Source organism: Azospirillum doebereinerae (genome assembly GCF_003989665.1).
GTDB lineage: Bacteria > Pseudomonadota > Alphaproteobacteria > Azospirillales > Azospirillaceae > Azospirillum > Azospirillum doebereinerae.
This window is the reverse complement of record NZ_RZIJ01000029.1, coordinates 49,591-69,788: the sequence shown is the minus strand read 5'-3', so window position 1 is coordinate 69,788 and position 20,198 is coordinate 49,591. Positions and strand designations below refer to the sequence as shown.

Below are 20,198 nucleotides of genomic sequence, written 5' to 3'. Positions count from 1 at the left end.
GCGTGCGCCTCGGCCGCCGCGACGTCGCGGTCGAGCGTCAGCCGGGCGGCGGCCACCGCCTCCAGCGCCGTGGAGCCCTCCGGCAGGGTCGCGGCCTGGAAGCTGCGGGCGAGGCCGGCGCGGGCCAGCCGGTCGGCGCGCGCGCCGGCCAGATCGCGGCCGGCGAGGCGGATCCGGCCGGTATCGGGGCGCTCCACCCCGGAGATCAGGTTGATCAGCGTCGTTTTGCCCGACCCGTTGGGGCCGATCAGGCCGAGGATGGCGCCGGCCCGCACGGTCAGCGACACGCCCTCCACCGCGTGGACGCCGCCGAAGGCTTTCGACAGGTTTTCGACCGCCAGGACCTCGCCGGCCGGCGGCGGAGGGGTTGGGGGCTCGGCGGCGTCGGGGAGGGGACGGGCGCGGCGCGGGAACAGCCGCTCCAGCAGGCCGGTCAGCCCGTCGGGCGCCAGCAGGACGGTCAGCAGCAGCGCCGCGCCGTAGACCACGAGGTAGCTGCGCTCCAGGGCGCGGAACCATTCCGGCAAATGGACCAGCAGCACCGCGCCCAGCACCGCCCCGGCCATCCGCCCGCGCCCGCCGACCACCGCGATGGTGAGGATGGAGACCATGACCGGGAACTCCAGCACCTCGGGCGAGACGACGCGCTGGGTGTGGACCGCCAGCGCCCCGGCGGCCCCGGCGAACAGCGCGCTGAGGCCGAAGGCCATCAGCCGCAGCCGTCCGACGTCGAGCCCCAGCGTCGCCGCCGCCAGCGGGTCGTCGCGCACCAGCGCCAGCGACCGCCCGAGCCGCCCGCGCGCGACCCGCCCGCCGACCAACCCGCCGAGCGCCACCAGCCCCCAGACCAGCGCCGCCATCGGCAGCCCGCGCGGCACCGCCCAGCCGAACAGCACCACCCCCGGCACGCCGGGCAGCCCGTTGGCGCCGCCGGTCAGTTCGGGCAGGTTGACCGCCAGCAGGTGCAGCACCTGGGCGATGCCGAGCGTCGCCAGCGCGAAGTAATGCGATTCCAGCCGCAGCACCGCCAGCCCGACCGGCAGCGCCACCGCCAGCGGCACCAGCAGCGACAGCGGAAAGGTGACGCCGAATCCCAGCCCGTAGCGGCTGCCCAGGATGCCGGTGACGTAGGCCCCCAGCCCGAAGAAGGCGCCCTGCGCCATCGACAGCGCCCCGCCCAGCCCGAAGAGGATCTGGAAGCCGAAGGCGGCCAGCGCGTAGACCCCCGCCACCGTCAGCACCCGCAGCCCATAGGGCGACGCGAAGCCCACCGCGTGGACGACCAGCGCGGCGGCGGCGAGCGCCAGAACGCCGTCGCCGATCCAGGCGTTGCGGATCAGGCGCATCGGCCGCCCGCGACGTCAAACCCCTCTCCCGCCCCGGGAGAGGGAGGGGACCCATGCAAAGCATGGGGAGGGTGAGGGGTGAGCGGGCGTGGTACGCAATCCATGTTCCGATAGCCCCTCACCCTTCCCACCGCTGCGCGGCGGGCCCCTTCCCTCTCCCGGGGCGGGAGAGGGAGGCAGGCCGGGGGAAAGAGAATCCGATCCCGTCACGCACGGCGCCGCACCGCCTCGCCGAACAGCCCCTGCGGACGAGCGACCAGGATCGCCAGCAGGGTTCCGTACAGCGCCCCCAGCGCCACCGGGTAGGACAGCACCGACGACACGCCGACCTCGAACAGCGCGATCAGCAGCGCGCCCAGCACCGCCCCCGGCACCGACCCCCAGCCGCCGACCGTCACCGCGATGTAGGCCTTCAAAATCAAATCCCCGCCCGCCGTCGGCGTCACGAAATAGCGGTTGGCCAGCAGCAGCCCGGCCGCCCCGGCACAGGCGGTGCCGATGGCGAAGGTCACCAGGATCATCGCCGTCACCGGCACGCCGCAGGCCCGCGCCATCTCCGGGTCCTGCGCCGTCGCGCGCAGCCGTCGGCCGAGCTGGGTGCGGGCGAACACCCATTGCTGCGCCCCGATCAGCAGCGCCGCCACCGCGACGATGGCGACCGACTGCTCGGGCACCGCGACGCCGCCGACCCGCCAGACCCCGTCGCCGAACAGCGGCGGCGCCACGCGCGGCTCCGGCCCGAACAGCACCGACGCGCCGTTCTGCAGGATGATCCCCACCGCGATGGTGCTGATGAACACCGACACCGGCGGGCGGCGCCGCAGCGGCAGATAGGCCACCCCGGCCAGAACCAGCCCCAGCCCGGCCATCAGCGCCAGCACCACCGGCAGCAGGGCGATGCCCGGCAGGGGGATCAGCGGCGCCAGCGCCACCGCCAGCAGCCCGCCGGCCATCACCAGATCGCCCTGCGCGAAGTTCACCGCCGAGGTCGCGTTCAGCACCAGCACGAAGCCGAGCGCCACCAGCGCGTAGGCCGCCCCCAGCGCCACCCCGTTCAGCAGGAGCTGAAACGCGACCTCCACCCTATTTCACCGCGCCGGCTTGCACCGGGCCGTCGAGGTCGTCGTAGCGCTTGACCACCGCCGGCACCCGGCCGGTCCCGTCGTAGCAGACGATCACGGCGGAGTGCGCCATGTTGCCCTTCCCGTCCGAGGCGTAGGTCATGGCGAGGCCCTTGTGGGTGCCGGCGGCCAGCGCCTTGCGGATGCTCTCGGCGTCCCCGGCGCCGGCCTTCACCGCCGCCAGCACCATCGCCATCCCGTCGTATTGGCCGAGCGCGAAGGCGTCCGGCTCCTTGCCGAAGGCGGTGCGGTAGGACGCGGTGAAGGCGTCCATCTCCGGCGAGCCGCCGGACACCGGCGAGGCGGCGGTCTCGGCGCAGACGCCCTTCAGCTCCGCCGGCTCCAGCAGCGCCGCCGTGCTCGGCTGGTGCATGGCGGAGCCGGCGACGATGGGGATCCCCACCCCATTGGCCCCCACCCCGCCGCTCGCCGCCTGCTTCAGCAGCAGCGCGGTCGGGCCGGAATGGAGGTGCAGCACCAGCGCGTCCGGCTTGGCGGCCAGCGCCTTGGTCAGCACCGGCAGCAGATCCTTGGCCGCCGGATCGACGCCCTCCTCGAAGACCAGCTCGGCGCCCAGCGCCTTGAAGGCGGTCTCCAGATGGGCCTTGCCGCTCTGGCCGTAGGCGGTGGTCTGGTAGATCAGCGCCGGGCGCGTCTTCCCCAGCTCCTCCACCACGTAGCGGGCGTGGGCGGTCTTGGTCACCGCGTCGCCGGGGAAGAAGCGGAAGACCCAGGGGTTGCCCTGCTCGGTGATCGAGGCGGTGCCCGACACGGTGACCAGCGGCAGTTTCAGCTCCGCCGCCAGCGGCAGCATCGCCAGCATCTGGGTGCCGAGCATGCTCGCCGCCACCGCCCCGACGTTTCCGCCACCCGCCGCGCGCTCCAGCGCCGTCACCGCCGCCTCGGGCGAGGTGCCGGTGTCGATGACGTCGGCCTTGGCGCCGGCCTGGCTCAGCGCCAGCGCCGCGCCGTTGCGCTGGCTGGTGCCCTCCAGCGACAGGAAGCCGGTCAGCGGGACCAGGACCGGAAAGGACAGCGTCTCGGCCCGCGCCGGCAGGACCGCCGGCAGACCGAAACCAAGGAGACCGACAACCAGGAAAAGCGCGCGCCGCATGACCGAAAAACTCCTCCTCGGCCGGCGGAGGAGGACACGCGGGTCAACGATCTTGCCGGGTGGCGGGGGCGTTGGCGCGGTCGGCTCCCTTCGCCGGCATGACCCGGATCAGGTTCGATGGGTGTGGTCTCAGCCCGCTGCGAAGCAGGCACCCCAGCCGTGAACGAGGGGCGAGAGTGTCGCCGCCCTCCCTCTCCTGTCAAGCGCCCAGGCGCCGCCGGTTCGCCACGGTTTCACGATGCAGGATGTAGAGCCCGCTGCCGATGATGACCATCGCGCCGGCCAGCACCGGCACGGTCGGCAGGTCGCCGAACACCAGCCAGCCGAACAGGCTGGCCCAGACCATGCCGGTGTACTCGAAGGGCGCCACCACCGAGGGCGGCGCGCGGCGGAAGGCCTGGGTCAGCAGCACCTGCGCGCCCGCCCCCAGCGCGCCGACCGTCGCCATCAGCCCCAGCTCCAACGCCGAGGGCGCGACCCAGACGGGAACCGCCAGCGCGCCGCTGACCGCCGTGGTCGTCAGCAGCAGGTAGACGACGATGGAGGCGCTGGTCTCGGTCCGCGACAGCCCGCGCACGGCCAGCGCCGCCAGCGCGTAGAACAGCGCGGCGCAGAGCCCGGCCAGCACCGGCACCAGCGGCATCCCGGTCGAGGGCTGCGCCATCACCACAACGCCGCCGAAACCGAACAGCACGGCGGCCCAGCGCCGCCAGCCGACCGACTCGCCCAGCAGCGGCGCCGACAGCGCCGTGATGAACAGCGGCCCGGCGAAGCTGAGGACGTAGACGTCGGCCAGCGGCAGATGCTTGAAGGCGTAGAAGAAGCAGCCCATCGACACCAGCCCGGCGAAGGCGCGCCAGACATGGCCCCAGGGGCGCTTTGTCCGCAGCTGCGCCACGCCGCCGCGCGCCAGGACGAAGCCGCCGACCAGCAGCAGCGCCACCAGCGAGCGCACGAACATCAGCTGCGTCACCGGGTGGCCCGCCGACAGGAACTTGATCAGCGTGTCCATCACCGCGAACAGCAGGATCGCGGCCAGGAAGCAGCCGACGGCGTAGGGGACCGAATCGGCCTCGGCGGGGAGGAGGTCGGCGGGGTGGGCGGCTTGGGTCATCGGATTTGAAAAGGAGCCTGAACAGGGAAAAGGCGGCGCGAGGCTGCACAGATTATGGGCAAAGCCAGCGATGTCCAAATGCCGCAACCGCAGGTCAGCCCAGCGACAGCCCCGAAAGCCCGCTGACACAAAAGGTTGATTTGAGCGGAGCGCCGCGCGCGCGGCAGGATGCCGCCGCCCGCTCCGCCGGGGCGGGCCTGATCCGGGAGGGATGGGGCCATGACCGACACGACGCACCGCGTGCTTTTCCTCTGCACCCACAACGCCGCGCGCAGCGTCATGGCGGAATGCCTGCTGCGCCGCTGGGGCGCCGGACGCTTCGACGTCCACTCGGCCGGCAGCCACCCGTCCGGGACGATCAACCCGCACACGCTGGCCACCCTGAGGGCGTTCAACCACAAGACGGACGGGCTGCGCTCCAAGAGCTGGGAGGAGTTCGCCCGCGCGGGTGCCCCGGCGCTGGATTTCGTCTTCACCGTCTGCGACCAAGCGGCCGGGGAGCTGTGCCCGGTGTGGCCGGGCACGCCGCTGACCGCCCATTGGGGCGTCGAGGATCCCTCCGCCGCCACCGGCTCCGAGGAGAAGATCCTGCGCGCCTTCCGCCGCGCCTACGTCGAGCTGGAAAGCCGCATCAAGATCTTCTCCAGCCTGCGGGTCGAGGCGTTGGACAAGCTCACCCTGCAACGCTCGCTGACCATGATCGGCGGCGTGCGCGAGCCGCAGGACGAGGCGCTGGCCGGCGCCGTCACGAACGGCTGAGCCGTCACAGCACCTGCTTGGGCAGCGACAGCAGCTCCTTGCGGATGCGGTTCAGGCTGGGGCGGTTGTCGGGGCCGAAGGCGATGGGGCGGCACAGGTGCATCGCGGTGATGCCGACCCGCGCGGTCAGCAGCCCGTTGATGACCCCCTGCCCCATCCGGGTGGAGATCGCGGCGGCGAGCGAGCCGCCCAGCGCCTCCACCGCGACGTGGTGGGCGCTCTCCGCCACCCCGGCCACGGCGATGTTGGCGAGCATCCGGCGCAGCAGCCGCAGCGACCCGACATAGCCCGGCCGGGCGCCGTAGAGCGCCGCGATCTCGCGCACCAGCTTCAGGTTCCGCCACAGCACGACCACCAGATCCAGCACCGCCGCCGGGCTGAGCGCCGTCGCCACCGCCGTGTCGCGCGAGGCGCGCAGCACCCGCTGGTAGGCGGCGCGGTCGAGCGGCGCCAGCACCTCGCGGTCGAGCAGCCGGACGATTTCCCCGTCGTCGTGGGCGTCGGTGACGTGGTCGCGCGCGGCGGCCAGCGCCGGCTCCAGCTCCGGCCGGCCGGCGTAGAGCGCCACCAGCGAGCCGGCGAAGCGGGCCGCCTCCCCATCCTGAAGCGCGACGGCCCGGCGGTCGATGCTGAGCCGCTCGGCCTCGACGCGCATCGCCTCGATCCGGCGCAGGCGGCGCAGCGACAGAAGCTCGTTGACCAGCAGGACGATTGCGGCCACCCCGGCCGTCGCGATCAGCAGCGCCACCAGCCCGCCGAGCGCGAGGCTGGTGGCGAAGGCCCGGCCCAGCAGGTCGGCGGTGTCGAAGCCCAGCGCCACCAGCACCAGCGCGGCGACGGCCCCGAACAGCCAGCGGCCGACCCGGCGGCGCGGCGGCTCCGGCGCGTCCGCCAGCGGCGGCAGCTCCACCGCCCGACCGGCGAGGAGCGCCTCCTCCTCCGCCACCGGCATCGGCGCGGCGCGGGCGGGGTCGAGTTCCATCGGCGGGACCCAGCCCGTGTCACGCCCTCTCACGTCCGGCCCGCTCATTCCAGATAGTCCCCCAGCAGGAATTGCAGCGCCTGATCGACCCGGATGTGCGGCAGCCCGCGCGGGTCGCGCCCCAGGTCGTCGGGCGGGCGGAAGGGCAGGAAGTTGTAGGGCTTGTCACGGCCGGGCGGAAAGGCGTCGGCGTCCTCGGGGATCTCGCCGGGGAACAGCACCGTCGGCCGGTCGCGCCCGACCGGCACGCCGCGCACGCAGCGAAGTTGCCGGCCCTCGTGCTCGGTCACCACGCTCTCTGTGCATTTCAGGGCGGCGATGGCCATGGTCTCGACCGCCGCGCCCTCGAAGCGGATGGCGGAGCGCGCGTCGCCGACCAGCCGGTCGAGCAGCGCGCGCAGATGGGCGTGCTGGTGCGCGGCGATGTGGTCGGCCTTGGTCGCGGCGAACAGCACCTTGTCGATCTTCGTGCCCAACAGCCAGTCGAGCCAGCCCGACGAGCCGTGCCGGAACGGCTCCAGGCTGAGCTCCAGGGCGCGCTTCATGTCGGCCATGCCGGACGGCCCGGCGTTCAGCGCGCCCAGCACGTCGATCAGCACGATCTGCCGGTCGAGCCTAGCGAAATGGTCGGTGAAGAAACGGCGGACCACGTTGGTCTTGTAGGCCTCGTAGCGCGCGTCCATCAGCGCCCACAGGCTGCCGCGACCGAGACTGCCGCGCCCGCGCGCCTCCCCCGGCAGCGGGCAGAAGGTCAGCAGCGGCGCGTCCTTCATGTCGCCCGGCTCGACGAAACGGCCCGGCTGGATCAGGCTGAGCAGGGTGTCGGCCCGGCGGCAGGCGTGCAGGTAGTCGGTGTAGAGCGCCGCCCCGCGCCGCGCCGCCTCCTCCTCCGCCGGGGCGGCGGGGTCGATGGTGGCGAGCCAGCCGCGCCAGGACTGCGACAGCGCGTCGCGCGGCGGCTGCCCGGCGAGATTCAGCGTCAGCGCGCTCCACTCCGCGAAGCTCTGGCGCAGCAACGGCAGGTCGAGCAGCCATTCGCCGGGGTAATCGACGATGTCGAGGTTCAGCGTGGAGACCGGCTGCACCGCCCGCTTCAGCGCGGAGCCCGGCCGGTAGCGCAGCGCCAGCCGCAACTGCCCGATGCCGCGCGTCGGCTCCGGCCAATGGGGGTCGGGGCCGGTCAGCGCCGCCAGATGGCCCTCCACGTCGAAGCGCGGCACATCGGGGTCGGGCTGCGGGCGCAGCCGCGAGGCCTGGAAGCGGCCCGAGGCCACCACGTCGAGGAAGGGCAGCCGCCCGGCCTTCAGCAAATTGTCGACCAGCGTGGTGACGAAGACCGTCTTGCCGGCCCGCCGCAGGCCGGTGACGCCGATGCGGACGTTCGGCTCCAGCAGGCGGGAGCCGGCGTCGAGGACGCCGTTCAGATCGGGGAAACGCAGGTCGGGAATTCGCACGGGGCAACGCTCAAGCCAAGGGACGAACCGCCCCTATATGGGGACGCCCCGCCACCGATCCCAGAGCGCCGCCGGGAGCGCGCGCGGGACGTGTTGATTGGTGGAGACACGGCGTTATACTCGCGATGAGACGCCAACCATCGACGGGCCGCACTTCCCATGACGCGCTTCGCCACGCTGATCGCCTTCTGCCTCGCCGCCTGCCCGGGCGCCGCCGGTCCGGCGCGCGCCGATCTTCCGGCCCCGGCCGCGACCTTCATCGGCAACGCGACCGCCCTGGCCCAGGCGCTGGCGGACACGCGCTACGTTCACGAAAGCAGCGTCCAGGGCGCCGTCATCCGCCCGCTCGGCGGCGGGAAGCTGGACATCGACGCCGACTGCTCGGGCTGGGTGTCGCACAATCTGGAACGCCTGCCCCTGCATTACGAGGCGGTGCGCCGGTACCAGCCGCAGGTCGCCGGCGAGGCCGGCCGCCCCTACCCGCGCGCCACCGTCTACCGCCAGTATTTCGCCTCGCTGCCGCCCGGCGCGCCGTTCCAGGCGGTGAGGACGCTCGCGGCGGTGCAGCCGGGCGACATCCTGTCCTGGTGCCTGCCCGGCCATTGCGGCGTGCCCTACAGCGGCAAGCCGGCCGACGACACCGGCCACGTCATGGTGGTGCTGAGCAAGCCGATCCCGAACGACGCCCGCAGCGCCTTCCTGATGGTTCTGGACGCCTCCTCGGTCACCCACTACAGCGTCGCCACCCTGCCCGAGGCGGTGAGGGCGAAGCACCCGGAGCTGAACACGCTCTACGCCAACTACCCCACGGTGCGCGACAGGACGGAGATCGTCGACGGCAAGACCCGGACCGTCACCAGCGGCGTCGGCCCCGGCTTCATCCTGTTCGGCACCAACCCGGACGGCAGCGTCGGCAGCTTCCAGTTCGGCCCCGGCGACCACACCAACAGCGAGGGCATCGGCTTTGCCATCGGCCGCCCGGTGCCGCTGCGCCGGTGACGGCTCAGGACGCGACGTAGTGCGGCATCAGCTTGGCCTGATCGCCGACGTAGACGGTGCAGCGGCTGTCCTGGTTGTGGAAGAAATAGACCTTGCCGGCCTGCCGCTTGTTCTGCGCGTCGTCCAGATTGGCCCCGCCCGAAAAGGCGACGCCGTAGCGCCGGCCCGGACTCACCGCCCAATAGAAGCCGTCGCTCTTCTGGATGAAGGCGCCGCGCTGGCACAGATGCGTCAGCGTCTTGTCCAGCGTCGCCAGACCGTCCAAGCCGTTGGGCAGCGTGTAGACCATCCGGCTGTCGGAGAAGCGCAGGCGCGGCGGGACGAACTGCCGGGGCGGGTTGACCCGGTAATCGAAATGACGCTGCGTGTTGGTCCAGTCGGTCGGCGGCACGTCGCCGGCCAGCGCCTGGCCGGCCTGCAGCAATGTCAGGACAACCAGATTAAACGCCCTCCAGAACACAGCTAAACCCTTCGAAAGAAAAGAAAACAACTGCGCCAAACGCCCTCAACGCACCGACGGGTTGTTGGCGACGAAGGTGAAGTAGGGCAGCCGCCGCACCGCGTCGGCGACCATCAGATACCCCACCAGGAAGGCCAGCAGCGAGCTCAGGAAATAGCCGTAACCGTACCACGCGAAGCCGAGCTTGCTGAAGAACAGCGTGAACCCGGCGTTGGCCGCCAGATAGAGCGCCTGCGCGATCAGGTTCCGGGTCCGCAGATCGAAATAGGCCAGGATCACCGTGCAGAACAGGAACAAAACCTGGAAGAAGGCGCCCAGCGTGCCGAAGCGGAACATGCCGATCTGCTGGTAGTGCAACCCGAGCGCGCCGACGATGGCCGGCGCCAGGAAGATGGTCACGGCGCAGACCGCGCCCTGCAGGATGATCAGGTTGCGCCCGCTCTCCAGCAAGGCCGCGATGATGGAGCGGTGGTTGCGCGCGATCTGGTCGTAGGTCGCGTGTTGCTGGATGTCGCGGTAGAAGCCCTGGTAATGCTCGAAGAAGCGGGTCTCGATGTTCACCGTGAACAGGGTCAGCGCCGGCAGGATCGTCAGATAGGCGACGAACATGGCGCTGTCGTAGGCGGTGTAGATGATCATGGCGCCGGACACCACCTCGCGCTCCGGCACGAACCACATCACCCATTTGTCGGACCAGACGGCGAGGTTGGCGACCAGCCCGATCAGCGCCAGATCCCAGTAGCGGCGGAAATAGGCCAGGAAGGAGAACAGCCGCGCCACCTTGTAGGGGTATTCGGCGAAGACCCGCGCGATCAGCCCGAACTGGATCCCCGCCAGCCCCAGCGAGAAGCCCCAGACCATCCCCGCCGCGCCGAACAGGCTGCCCAGCGCCGCCGTCATCACAACGCCGCCCAACATGCCCAACCCGAAGGCAACGGTGACCGACAGGTAGTCCTTCAGCGCCGACAGGAAGATCGACACCACCCAGATGCCGCAGACCAGGAAGAAGTTCACCAGCCCGCCCAGCAGGATCGGCGCCGGCAGGCCGCTGAACAGCAGGTAGAAGGGACCGGCGGTCAGCGCCGCGACGCCGTAGGCCAGCCCCAGCGTCGCCAGCAGCATGCCGGGCGCGACGTCGACCTCCTTGGCGTAGATGGCGTCGGCCAGATAGCGGGTGGCGATCAGCACCAGCGGCCCGGTGAACACCACCGAGAAGCAGAAATTGTAGATCACCACCACGCGGAACAGCGACAGCTCCTCCATCCCCACCAGATCGCGGCCGATGAAGTTCATGCCGGCGAGCGCCAGGATGGTGAACATCCACGGCCCGGACGTGATGAAGGCCGAATGGGCGTAGCCCTGCAGCACGCCCAGCAGGTCGTCGCGCCGGGCCAGCTTGCGCAGGGCGAAGCCGATCCCGGCCATCAGGCGGCCCCACTGCGAACGGACCCGAGATGGTGCGTCGGGTCGAACAGAGTCGGCCGGGTCGGCATGGCGATGTGCTCGTCGTAGATGGCGCGGTAGATGCGGTCGATCTCGACCTTGTCGTAGTAACGGGCGACGCGCTTGGCGATGGCGGCGGCGCAGCGGTCCCGCCACGGCCGGTCGAGCAGCAGCGAGCGCAGTTCCCGCGCCGTCTCCAGCGGGCTGGCCAGCGGCGTGACCGCGCCGCCCGGCCCCAACGGCGGGATCTCGTCGGGCCGCCCCAGCAGCAGTTCGGAGCAGGACCCGACGTCGGTCGCCACGGTCGGCACGCCCGACGCCCCGGCCTCCAGGATGACCAGCGGCTGCGCCTCGCTGACGCTGGTCAGCGCGATGGCGTCGACCCGGCCCAGCCAGTCGGTCAGCTTGACCCGGCCGGCGAAGATCACCGTGTCCTCAAGACCCAGATGCTTGACGATGGTGCGGCATTCCTCGACGTAGCCGGAATCCTCCTCCAGCGGTCCCAGGATCATCGCCTTCACGTCGGGGATGTCCTCGCGCAGGATGCCGGCAGCGCGGATGTAGGTCTTCACGTCCTTGATCGGCACGACGCGCCCGATCAGCGCGATGGTCGGCGGCCGGTCCGCAGTGTCGCGCACCACCTTCGAATAGCCGGCGTAGTCGATGCCGTTGGGGACCACCATCAATTTCGCCGGATCGGCGCCCTGGCGGCGCTGGAACTCCTGGTTTCCGCCGTACAAGGTGAAGATCCGGTCGCAGGCGTCGTAACAGGCCTTGGAGTAGCTGGCGAAGGTGTCGAGCCACAGATCGCGCAGGTCGCGCTTCTTCTTGTCGAGCGCCAGCGAGGTGTCCGCGCCCTCGAACAGCCATTCGGCCATGAGGATCTCGATGCGGCGCTCGTTGGTGTAGATTCCGTGCTCGGTCAGCAGGGCCGGGCGGCCGTTCTCCAGCTTCGCCCGCGCGGCGAACAGCCCGGCGTAGCCGGTGGAGATGGCGTGGTAGACCTTGCAGGCCGGCATGGGCGCCAGCATGGTGGCGAACAGCCCGCTCATCAGCGCGCGGGTGCCCCAGAAATACTCCAGGAAGGACGCGTCGGGCAGCGCCGACCGGCACATCCGCACCACCATCTCGAAGGACTCCTCCGAGTTCAGCAGAATGTGGCGCCCCACCCATCCCTTCTTCGCGGCGATCAGCCGGGCGATCTCCGCGACCTCCTCCAGCCCGCCACCCTGCTGCAAGCGGCGTAGCGGGGATTCCAGCGCCGCCAGGAAACGCCCGGTCCCCGGCATCCAGCGCCGGCCAGGGTTGGGGTCCTGGAGGTAGACGTGGGTCATGCCGGTGACGTTGGGCGGCAACTCGTAGGCCAGCGTGCGCGCGCTGCGGTCGGCGACCAGCGCCACGACGTGGAAGGTCAGGTCGGCGTGGGCCTTGATCAGGTCGTGCGTCCAGGTCGACACGCCGCCCGCGACGTAAGGGTAGGACCCCTCCATCAGCAGGCAGACATCGGCCGACGGAGCGTGGGGCGCCTCGGGCGGAAGGGTCTGGGCGGGCATCTTGGTCCGGGCCGGGCTCATGCCGCCACCTCCGCCATCGCCGTTTCGTCCGCGCGCCACAGGACGAACACATCGCGCAACGAGGGAGGCAGCGCCTCAACGTCGCCCAACAGATCCGACCGGCGGCGGGAGAGGTCGCGCAGTTCGGCGTAGCGGCCCAGGCGGAACAGGCTCTCGGCGTACCAGAACAGGATGCGCCGGTCTTTCGTGCGGTCGACCGACGGCTCCAAACGCTCCGCAGCTTCGTTTGCCAACCCACAACGCATCAACAACCGGCCGAGATCGTGGCGCAGGTCGTCGTCGTCGGGGGCTTGTTCCAGACCGCGCCGGTAGCCGTCGAGCGCCTTTTCGCGGATCTCCGCCTCACGGTTGCTGTCGAGCAGGCCGCAGAAAGCGTAGTCGTCGAGATGCCGGGCGAGCGCCGCGCGGCTCTCCGCATCGTCGGGCCGCGTTTGCACAGCGTGGTCCAACGCCAGCCAACGCTCGTTGAACTCGTGCTCCACCCGCGCCGTGGCGGTGGCGGCCTGGACGCGGACGGAGGGATCGGCGTCGGCCAGCCCGGCTTGCAGGGCCGGGGTGAAGGCCGGGCGGAAATGCCGGGCGACCAGAGCGATGACCGCCTGCTTCTGCTGCGGTGAGCCGACCGACATCACGTCTGTGAAGGAATCGCCCGCCGCCAGATGCGAGGTCTCGCGGCCGGAGACGATCAGTTCATACAGCTCCTGGGCCGGCTCCATCTCGCTGTCGGGGAACAGGGACAAGTACCAATCCTGAAAGCCGGTGGCGTAGCGGCGGAACAGCGCGTGCAGCGCGGCGGTCGCCAAGGTAAAGAGGGGGCCCAACGGCCCCAACACCGGCGTGGTCACCAGCATCAACCCGGCCAAACGCAAATCCAACCCACGCCGCGCGCGGGACCGCACCCACACCGCCAACGCTCCACACAGCGCAACGTGAAGAACAACGGCCCCAACAACCGCGTAAACGCCCCCCAACGCAGCCAGGGCGCCCACGGTGGCCCCGGCGGCGGTCGCCGACAGCCCGACCAGCGTCAACTCGGCGCCGCCGGCGTTCGGCGCCTCCTCCAGAACGCTTTCGGCGCTCATCGCCAGGGCGCGGCTCATGCCGACACCTCGACCTTCTTGGTGGTGAAGACGATGGGGATGTCCGCCAGCTCCGTGGGCAGGGATTGCCGCACCGATTTTTCCAGCTTCGCCTCGACCAGCTTGGCGCCGTCCAGACCCGTGCCGGTCAGCACCACGCCGAAGGAGGCGCCCTGCTGCCCGAAGTCGCAGGCCAGATCGGTGTCGCGCAGGCTGCTGCGCACCGCGCGGCCGATGGCGCTGGCCAGCTCCGCCCGCTGGGCGGCGGACAGGCGCGATAGGCCGGACGGGCGGATGGAGATCGAGGTCGTCTCGAATCCCATGCGGCGGCCGAGATGCGCCAGGAACTCCGCCTGTCGGCCGATGAAGCTCGACGAGTAGAGCGCGTCGTCGGTGAAGACCCGCTGCTCATTGGCTTCGCGGTAGCGCCGCGCCTTGGCCAGCGCCGTGCCGATCCACTCACAGAGGATGCGGAAATTGTCCACCGTGTTGACGCTGAAGTCGGCGAAGCCGAGGCTTTCGATCTTGACCATGCCGACCACCTCGCCGGTGTCGCTGCTGATCAGCGGCCCCGCCAGCACGCCCTCGCCGGCCAGAATGCGCTCGTCCTCGACGCGGGTGACGCAGAGCTGGCGCTGGCGCCCGACCACCGTCTCGAACAGCAGCGAGGAATGGTCGAACCAGCGGGCGTAGCTGTCTTGCTCGTCGTCCCAGCCCTCGTTGGTCACCGATTCCAGAACGTCGCCGTTCAGCAGGAACAGCGAGAACTTCTCCGGCTTCATCACCGAACGGACCAGATCGGCGACGCCCAGCATGACCTCGCCCTCGTCGAGCCGGTCGATGGACTTGGCGGCCTGATAGAGCGTGAAGACCGTTCGCAGTTGGCCGGCGACGCGGGTTTCCAGCGTCTCCTTCACCGACTTCAGCGCCCGGTAGGAGCGCGTGATCGCCTCGGCCTCCTTGCGGGCGAGATCGAGGCTGGCGCGCAGTTCCTCGCGCTCGCGAATCTGGCGCATGCGCAGCTCGCCGATCAGCACCCCGGAGACCAGCCACAGGATCGGCTCGCGGGTCAGCACGAACAGGTATTGATAGAAGTCCTGCGCGATGGTCTGTTCCGGCAAATTGCCCAGCCGCAAGGCCAGCGTCGCCACCAGCGCCGCCAGCACCCCCTCGTTGGTGCCGTACTGGACCGCCAGCAGCAGCACCGGGATCCAGAAGGGATGCGGTTGCACCCCCTCGAACCGCAACCCCGTTCCCATCGCCCAATCCAAACTTAAGGCAACGGCGAAAAACAGGATCAACTCGATCAACGCCACACGACGGAAGCCCAGCAGCCGGCGCGGCGCCGGGACCGGGGCGTCGCCCGCCTTGTCCATGGGCGCGGCGGCGGGCGGCGCGGACGTCTGGGAGGCGGCGCTCATGGGGACTCCGTCAGGGCGTGCCGGCCGAGACGCGCAGGCTGTCCAGCATGCGCGTCACCACGCGTTGAGCGACGTTGTTGACGCTGTCACGGCTGAAATACCCGCGCCCGGTCGCGGACTGGCTCGACGCCCACAGCACGGCGCCGTCCGCGCTGCGCACCAGACGCGCGTTCAATCCCACCACCGGCTCCTCGCGCAGGCCATGCTGGTAGCCGTATTCCGACACGCTGCCGATCAGCACCGCGTCGACCCCCAGCGTGCGGCCGACGGCCTGGGCGGAGGTGCTGTCGGACAGCTTCTCCACGTCCACCTTGGCGGCGATCAACTGGTTGCGGACGCGGCTGGCCTCCACCGCGCGGTAGATCCCCTGGCTGTAGAGTTCGGTCGACACCAGATCGGCGGCGATCTGGCCGGCGCTGGGGTAGTTGGTGAGATTCTCGAAGGGCAGCACGGCGACCGAGCCCCCCGCTGCCAAGCCGCTTCCCGGCGGCGCGAAGTCGCGGCTGCCGACACGGCTGCACCCCGACAGCGCCAGCACGGCCACCGCCGCCGCCAGCAGCGGCTTTCTCCAAGACGTCACGGCCATCCCCCCCGTCATCCCCCTCGCCTTTCCCATCATCGTCCGTCGCATCCCCATGTCTTCCCCCCAAGCCCGTTACCGGACGGTTAAGTCGCCGCGCGGCTAAACCCGCAAGGTCATGTACGCGCCCACCGAACTGACGGCGCTGGCGGTCCCGCGCGCGGTCGACCGGGCGTGGCTGGCCTTCAGCCCGATCTCGACGGAGTCCGTCGCGTCCCAGGCCACGGTGAAGGAACCCTGCGGTCCGCTCTTGCCTCTTCGGTCGTAGGCGTAGCCGACCTGCGCCTCGTAGCGGACGTAGTCGGTCAGCGAATCCGCCACGGCGAGTTGGATGCCGTGGACCTCCCGCGTCGCCGCCGGCAGCGGGACGAAGCGCTGGCCCTGGGGCATCTCGCGCTCCACCCGTTTGGACACGTATTCGGCGTCCAGCACATAGGCGATGCTGGCGAGCGGCCCTTCCCGATTGAAGGTGTAGCGCAGCGAGCCTTCCACCGTGGCGCTGCGCGCCAGATCCTTGGCCCCCGACAACCCATAACGGTTGTAGCCGGCGCCCAGAGTCAGGTTCCAGCGCTCCGACAGCCGCTCGTCGTGCTGCAGGAAGACGCGGTCGCGCTGCCCGGCCCCGACGATGCCCTCCAGAAAAGCGAAGTTCGGCTCGTTCCAGGCGACGCCGGCGCGGGTCTCCGAGGTGTCGCCGCGCCAAGCGTGGGTCAGGCCGACGCCCAGCGTGCGTTGCGCCACGTGGAAGGACAGTGTGGAGCGTTGCAGCTCCGGCCAGTCCTTTGCGAGGCCAAGCTCCAGCTTCTGCCGTTTCCCATGGAAGGGCCGCTGCGAGCCATCCTTGCGCTGGACGGCGTCGGCGTCGACGAAGCGGTTCTCCAGCGCGTAGACCAGCGAGGTCGATTGGCCGACGTCGTGCGTCCCGGTCAGCCGCAGGATGTGCTGCGATTCCGCGCCCTTCACGACCTGCCGGTCGAAATCCATGCGAACTCGGTCTCCGTATTCGCGCAGCAGCCGCGCCTTGCCGAGCACCAGCGAGGGTTCGTTCGGCGTCAGCTTCAGCGCCGTGCTGTAGGCGCGCAGCGATTCCCGCCAGCGGCCGAGCCGCTCCTCGGCCTGGGCCAGCAGGGCGGTGGACTGGGCGTCGCGCGGTTCGGCCCGCAGCACGTCGAGCAGCAGCGAGCGCGACTGCCGCAGCTGGCCGCCCTCGATCATGGTGACCGCCTTGAAGTAGTCGAGGCGCCGTTGCGCCGCCCGCTCCGCGACCTCCGCCTCCTTGGAGCGGACGGGAACGGGTTCGTGCGTGAAGGCCACGGCGACGCCGGAGGGATCCGACGACACCTCCGCCAGGATACCCGGCGCCAGCACCAGCAGCACGCTGTCGTAGCCGTATTGGATGCCATCGACCCAGCCCTGCAGCCGGTCGTTCACCGTGTCCAGCGCCACGGCGCCGAGCGGCCGGCTGAAGCGCAGCACCACCTCGCGGCCCTGGCGCTCGACCTCGGTGGCGATCTTGCCGGGCCAGCGCAGGGCGAAGCGGGCGCTCGCGTCGTCGCGCACCGCCTCCACCTGGGCGACCGGCACGGGGGTTTGCGCCCGCATCGGCAGGACCGCGACGAAGCACAGGAACGCCGCGAGCGCCAGCGCCCACCGGTTCAATACCCAATGGTTCAGCGCCCATCTATTGAAGGCTGAGCACACGGCGGGCCTCCTGCAAACGTCCGTTCTCGATCAGCATCGATGCGTAGTCCGCCTTGAGCTGGCGGTCGTTGGGCCGGCGTTTGCGCAGGTTTTCAAACAGCGCGACCGACTCGTCCAACTTGCCTAAGCGATTGAGAAGATTGGCTTCCGTCTGGGCGGTCGCGTCGTTCCGGGTCTTGCCGGCCCGCAGCTGCGCCAGAGCGGTGGTGTAGAAGGGGAAGGCCGCGCCCGGCCGCTTCAACGCGGTCAACGCTTCGCCCAGGAAATAATGCGCCTCGTAATCGTTCGGGCCACGCGCGACGAAACGGCGCAGCAACCGCTCGGCGTCCTCCAGACGGTTCTCGTCATAAGCCAACATGCCAAGCTGGCGCAACGCCTCGCTGTCGTCCGGCTTCTGCGCCAGCAACACGGTCCAGGCGTCGGCGGCGGCCTTGCGCTCGCGGACCTGCTCGGCCAGCCGGGCGTAGCGGCGCAGCCGGTCGGGCGCGCGCTCCGTCGCCAGGGCCGAACGCACGGCCTCGGCCAATTCCTTGCCCTTGCCCTCGGCGGCCAGCGCCTCGATGTAGGGGGTCTTCAGAGCGGGGGCGTCCGGCGTGCCGGTGCTTCCCAGCTTTTCGGTGACGCGGCGGGCGCCGCCCAGATCGGCCAGCGAGGCGTACCACGCCGTTTGGTCGGCGGGCGACCCGGCGGCCTTGGCCCGCGCTTCGATCCAGTCCAGCGCCTCGGCCGGCGGGCGCGGTCCCCACAAGAAGAGCAACTGCTTGAAATCGTCACCCTGCGGCCCCTGCGCGGCGGCCAGCCGGCGGAGCGCCTGTTCGGCCCCGGCCTTGTCGCCCAGCTCGATCAGGGCGGAAGCGACCTCGCGGCGGTCCTTCGCCGCCAGCCGGTCGTCGGCGGCCCGCGCCAGCAGGTAGCGCCGCAGTTCGTCCTTGCGGCCCAGCTTGGCCAGCGTCTCGCGGTACAGCGAATCCCACGGCCCGCCGGCGCTCGCCGTGGCGAGTTGCTTGAGGATGGGCAAGGCGCGGACCGGACCGGCGGCCTCCAGCAGCAAAGTGGCGCGCTGCTCGCGCCCTTCGGCGGTCAGCGCGGGATCGGCAAGCTGCCGCTCCAGCAAGGCGATCAGGTCCGGCAGGGCGCCAACCTTGCGGGCGGCGTCGGCGTAGCCGAACAGCCACTCGCCGCCCAGCCGCTCCGCCAGCGAGCGCAGCACCGGCAGGGCCGCGCCGTAGGCCTTGCGGTCGAGCAGGGTGAAGACGATCGCCCGCTCCTCCTCGTCGGACAGGCCCCCCCTGGCGAGCTTGGCGGAGAGGAAGCGGGTCAGCTCCTCCGTCCGGCCGGCGGCGTCGAGCGCGGCGACGTAGGCGGTCTCGATCTCCGTCCCGCCGCCCGCCAGCAGCAGGGTCAGATGCGGCAGCGCCTCGACGCCCCGCCCGGCGGCCAGCAGCGCGCTGGCCAGCGCGAAGCGGCTGCGCGCGGTCGGCGCCATGGCGAAGACCCGCTCCGCCGCCTTCAGGGCCAGTTGCCCGGCGCCGCGTTCGGAGGCGAAACCGGCGATGTCCTGCAGCAGCGCGGCCCCCAGCGGCTCCGGGTGCGCGTCGAGCCACGCCACGACCGCCGCCGGGTCGCCCGCCTTCGCCGCCAGCCGGACCCAGCCGAGATCGGCCGGAAGCGAGGGCACGCTCCGCCGCCGCGTCTCGAACCACGCCAGACCGGCCGGCGCGCGGTCGAGGTCGAGGAACATCGAGGCCAGCTCGTCCAGGGAATCGTCGCCGATGGCGTTGCCCAGCGGCAGCCGGTCGAAGCCGGCCACGGCGTCGACCCGCTTGCCGGCCAGCGTCAGGATGCGGACGGCGGCCAGCCGTTCGGACAAAGGCTGGTGGGCGTCGGCCAGACCGCGCGAGGCCCAGCGCACGGCGGCGGCGGCGTCGCCGCGCCCCAGCGCGATGTTGGCCGCCAGGATCGGGCGCTCCTCCAGAAAGCCCTCGCCCAACTCGCCGACCAGCCGGTTCAGGAAGGCGCGGTCGCGGTCGCGGAAAGCCGCCTCGGCCAGACCGGCCAAGACCCAGTCGGGGATCAGCTTGAGGTCGTGCCCCTGCGCCGTGGTCAGCGCCAGCCGGCCGAGCCCGGCGTTCATCTGCAAGGACAGCAGCCGGCCCAGCATCACGTCGTCCACCGGGTCCTTCAACGCGGTCAAACGCGCCCGCGCGTCGTCCGTGCGTCCGGTGGCGAGTTGCAGGTCGATGACGGTCAGCTCCAGGGCCAACGCGCGGCCGGGCTTGGCGACCTGCGGCTCCAGCAGCCGCAGCCCGAGATCGGGACGGCCGCCGGCCGAGAGCTGGCTCGCCAGACCGATCATGTCGGTGACGCTCGGGGTCTCCCCCAGCCAGCGCTGGGCGCGCTGGAAGGCGTCGGCCTCGCGGTCGAGGTCGGTCAGCAGGCTCATCAGCAGCTCGCGGCTGTCAGGGCTGATGTTGCCCTTCGCCCGGTCGTCGGCCCGGACCAGCCAGTCCACCGCGCCCTCGTGGTCGCCCTGCGCGGCCAGCAACGCCGCCAGTTCCTGCTGCGCCTGGGCATCGTCGGGGCGGCGCTCGCAGTAGCGAACCAGCGCCTCGGTCTGGACATCCAGCCGGCCCTGGAAGCCGGCGAGATAGGCCAGCTCGCGGTAGGCGTCGTCGCTGCCGCGCAGCCGGGCCAGCTCGCGCAGGCTTTCCAGATAATCGCCCTGGCGCTGCGCGTCCTGGTACAGGCGGCTCAGCAACTCCCAGCCGTCGATGGATTTCGGGGCGCGGGCGACGAAATCCTCCATCAGGGCGATGGCGCCCTCGACCTCGCCCTCGGCCACATTCAGCTTGGTCAGCGGGATCACCGTCGCGGCGCCGCGGTCACCCGCCGCGAAGCGCTTCTCGTAATCGGCCCGTGCGCTCTCGTAGTCGTTGTCGCGGAATTTCTGCAGGGCCAGCTCGCCGCCGCGCGGGATCAGCAGCAGGCTGGCGCCGCCGCCGAACAGCAGGACCAACAGGACGACGAGGAGGTTCGTGCGCATGGCTCCGC

The 20,198-nt window shown here is 71.0% G+C and carries 16 protein-coding genes and 1 riboswitch; of the genes, 2 read left to right on the top strand and 14 right to left on the bottom strand.

Features of this window, described 5'->3' with window-relative positions:
• The 4 genes from EJ913_RS26555 to EJ913_RS26540 all read right to left on the bottom strand — a co-directional run.
• On the bottom strand, positions 1-1,346 hold a 1,346-nt coding region (locus tag EJ913_RS26555; protein WP_127003615.1), incomplete at its 3' end, for an ABC transporter permease subunit.
• 206 nt (positions 1,347-1,552) lie between these two features.
• Complete coding sequence (locus EJ913_RS26550; RefSeq protein ID WP_127003613.1) at positions 1,553-2,428, bottom strand: branched-chain amino acid ABC transporter permease; 876 nt, start codon at positions 2,426-2,428, stop codon at positions 1,553-1,555.
• 1 nt (position 2,429) lies between these two features.
• The gene (locus tag EJ913_RS26545; RefSeq protein WP_127003611.1) at positions 2,430-3,581 is read right to left on the bottom strand and encodes an ABC transporter substrate-binding protein; all 1,152 of its coding nucleotides are present in this window, start codon (positions 3,579-3,581) and stop codon (positions 2,430-2,432) included.
• A 68-nt stretch (positions 3,582-3,649) separates the two neighbouring features.
• A riboswitch (TPP riboswitch) is annotated at positions 3,650-3,747 on the bottom strand.
• Between the two features lie 33 nt (positions 3,748-3,780).
• The gene (locus tag EJ913_RS26540) at positions 3,781-4,695 is read right to left on the bottom strand and encodes a DMT family transporter (protein WP_127003609.1); all 915 of its coding nucleotides are present in this window, start codon (positions 4,693-4,695) and stop codon (positions 3,781-3,783) included.
• 219 nt (positions 4,696-4,914) lie between these two features.
• Here EJ913_RS26540 and EJ913_RS26535 point away from each other — a divergent pair, with 219 nt between their 5' ends.
• Positions 4,915-5,454, top strand: coding sequence for an arsenate reductase ArsC (locus EJ913_RS26535; protein ID WP_127003607.1), 540 nt, complete (start codon positions 4,915-4,917; stop codon positions 5,452-5,454).
• Between the two features lie 4 nt (positions 5,455-5,458).
• Here the strand turns inward: EJ913_RS26535 and EJ913_RS26530 are convergent, their stop codons facing one another.
• Both EJ913_RS26530 and EJ913_RS26525 read right to left on the bottom strand, forming a co-directional pair.
• The gene (locus EJ913_RS26530; protein ID WP_244939498.1) at positions 5,459-6,436 is read right to left on the bottom strand and encodes a TIGR01620 family protein; all 978 of its coding nucleotides are present in this window, start codon (positions 6,434-6,436) and stop codon (positions 5,459-5,461) included.
• Between the two features lie 44 nt (positions 6,437-6,480).
• Complete coding sequence (locus EJ913_RS26525) at positions 6,481-7,890, bottom strand: YcjX family GTP-binding protein (RefSeq protein ID WP_244939497.1); 1,410 nt, start codon at positions 7,888-7,890, stop codon at positions 6,481-6,483.
• Positions 7,891-8,049: 159 nt separating this feature from the next.
• Here EJ913_RS26525 and EJ913_RS26520 point away from each other — a divergent pair, with 159 nt between their 5' ends.
• Complete coding sequence (locus EJ913_RS26520; protein ID WP_127003605.1) at positions 8,050-8,889, top strand: hypothetical protein; 840 nt, start codon at positions 8,050-8,052, stop codon at positions 8,887-8,889.
• Between the two features lie 4 nt (positions 8,890-8,893).
• Here the strand turns inward: EJ913_RS26520 and EJ913_RS26515 are convergent, their stop codons facing one another.
• The 8 genes from EJ913_RS26515 to EJ913_RS26480 form a co-directional block, all read right to left on the bottom strand.
• Positions 8,894-9,313: a hypothetical protein gene (locus EJ913_RS26515; protein ID WP_185909946.1), complete on the bottom strand. Its 420-nt coding sequence runs from the start codon at positions 9,311-9,313 to the stop codon at positions 8,894-8,896.
• An 81-nt stretch (positions 9,314-9,394) separates the two neighbouring features.
• The gene (pelG, locus tag EJ913_RS26510) at positions 9,395-10,774 is read right to left on the bottom strand and encodes an exopolysaccharide Pel transporter PelG (RefSeq protein WP_127003604.1); all 1,380 of its coding nucleotides are present in this window, start codon (positions 10,772-10,774) and stop codon (positions 9,395-9,397) included.
• Entirely contained in the window at positions 10,774-12,366 is a 1,593-nt protein-coding gene (pelF, locus tag EJ913_RS26505) for a GT4 family glycosyltransferase PelF (protein ID WP_244939496.1), read from the bottom strand. Before pelF ends, pelG begins: the two co-directional genes overlap by 1 nt.
• Entirely contained in the window at positions 12,363-13,466 is a 1,104-nt protein-coding gene (locus EJ913_RS26500; protein ID WP_127003603.1) for a tetratricopeptide repeat protein, read from the bottom strand. The genes pelF and EJ913_RS26500 overlap by 4 nt, the downstream gene beginning before the upstream one ends.
• Positions 13,463-14,866, bottom strand: coding sequence for a GAF domain-containing protein (locus EJ913_RS26495; protein WP_244939495.1), 1,404 nt, complete (start codon positions 14,864-14,866; stop codon positions 13,463-13,465). The genes EJ913_RS26500 and EJ913_RS26495 overlap by 4 nt, the downstream gene beginning before the upstream one ends.
• A gap of 10 nt (positions 14,867-14,876) precedes the next feature.
• Positions 14,877-15,452, bottom strand: a complete 576-nt coding sequence (locus EJ913_RS26490; protein ID WP_244939494.1) for a CsgG/HfaB family protein — start codon at positions 15,450-15,452, stop codon at positions 14,877-14,879.
• A gap of 96 nt (positions 15,453-15,548) precedes the next feature.
• Entirely contained in the window at positions 15,549-17,147 is a 1,599-nt protein-coding gene (locus EJ913_RS26485) for a tetratricopeptide repeat protein (RefSeq protein ID WP_127003601.1), read from the bottom strand.
• Positions 17,128-20,190 (bottom strand): tetratricopeptide repeat protein, encoded by a 3,063-nt coding sequence (locus EJ913_RS26480; protein ID WP_127003600.1) that lies wholly within the window; start codon positions 20,188-20,190, stop codon positions 17,128-17,130. The genes EJ913_RS26485 and EJ913_RS26480 overlap by 20 nt, the downstream gene beginning before the upstream one ends.
• Positions 20,191-20,198: the final 8 nt, after the last annotated feature.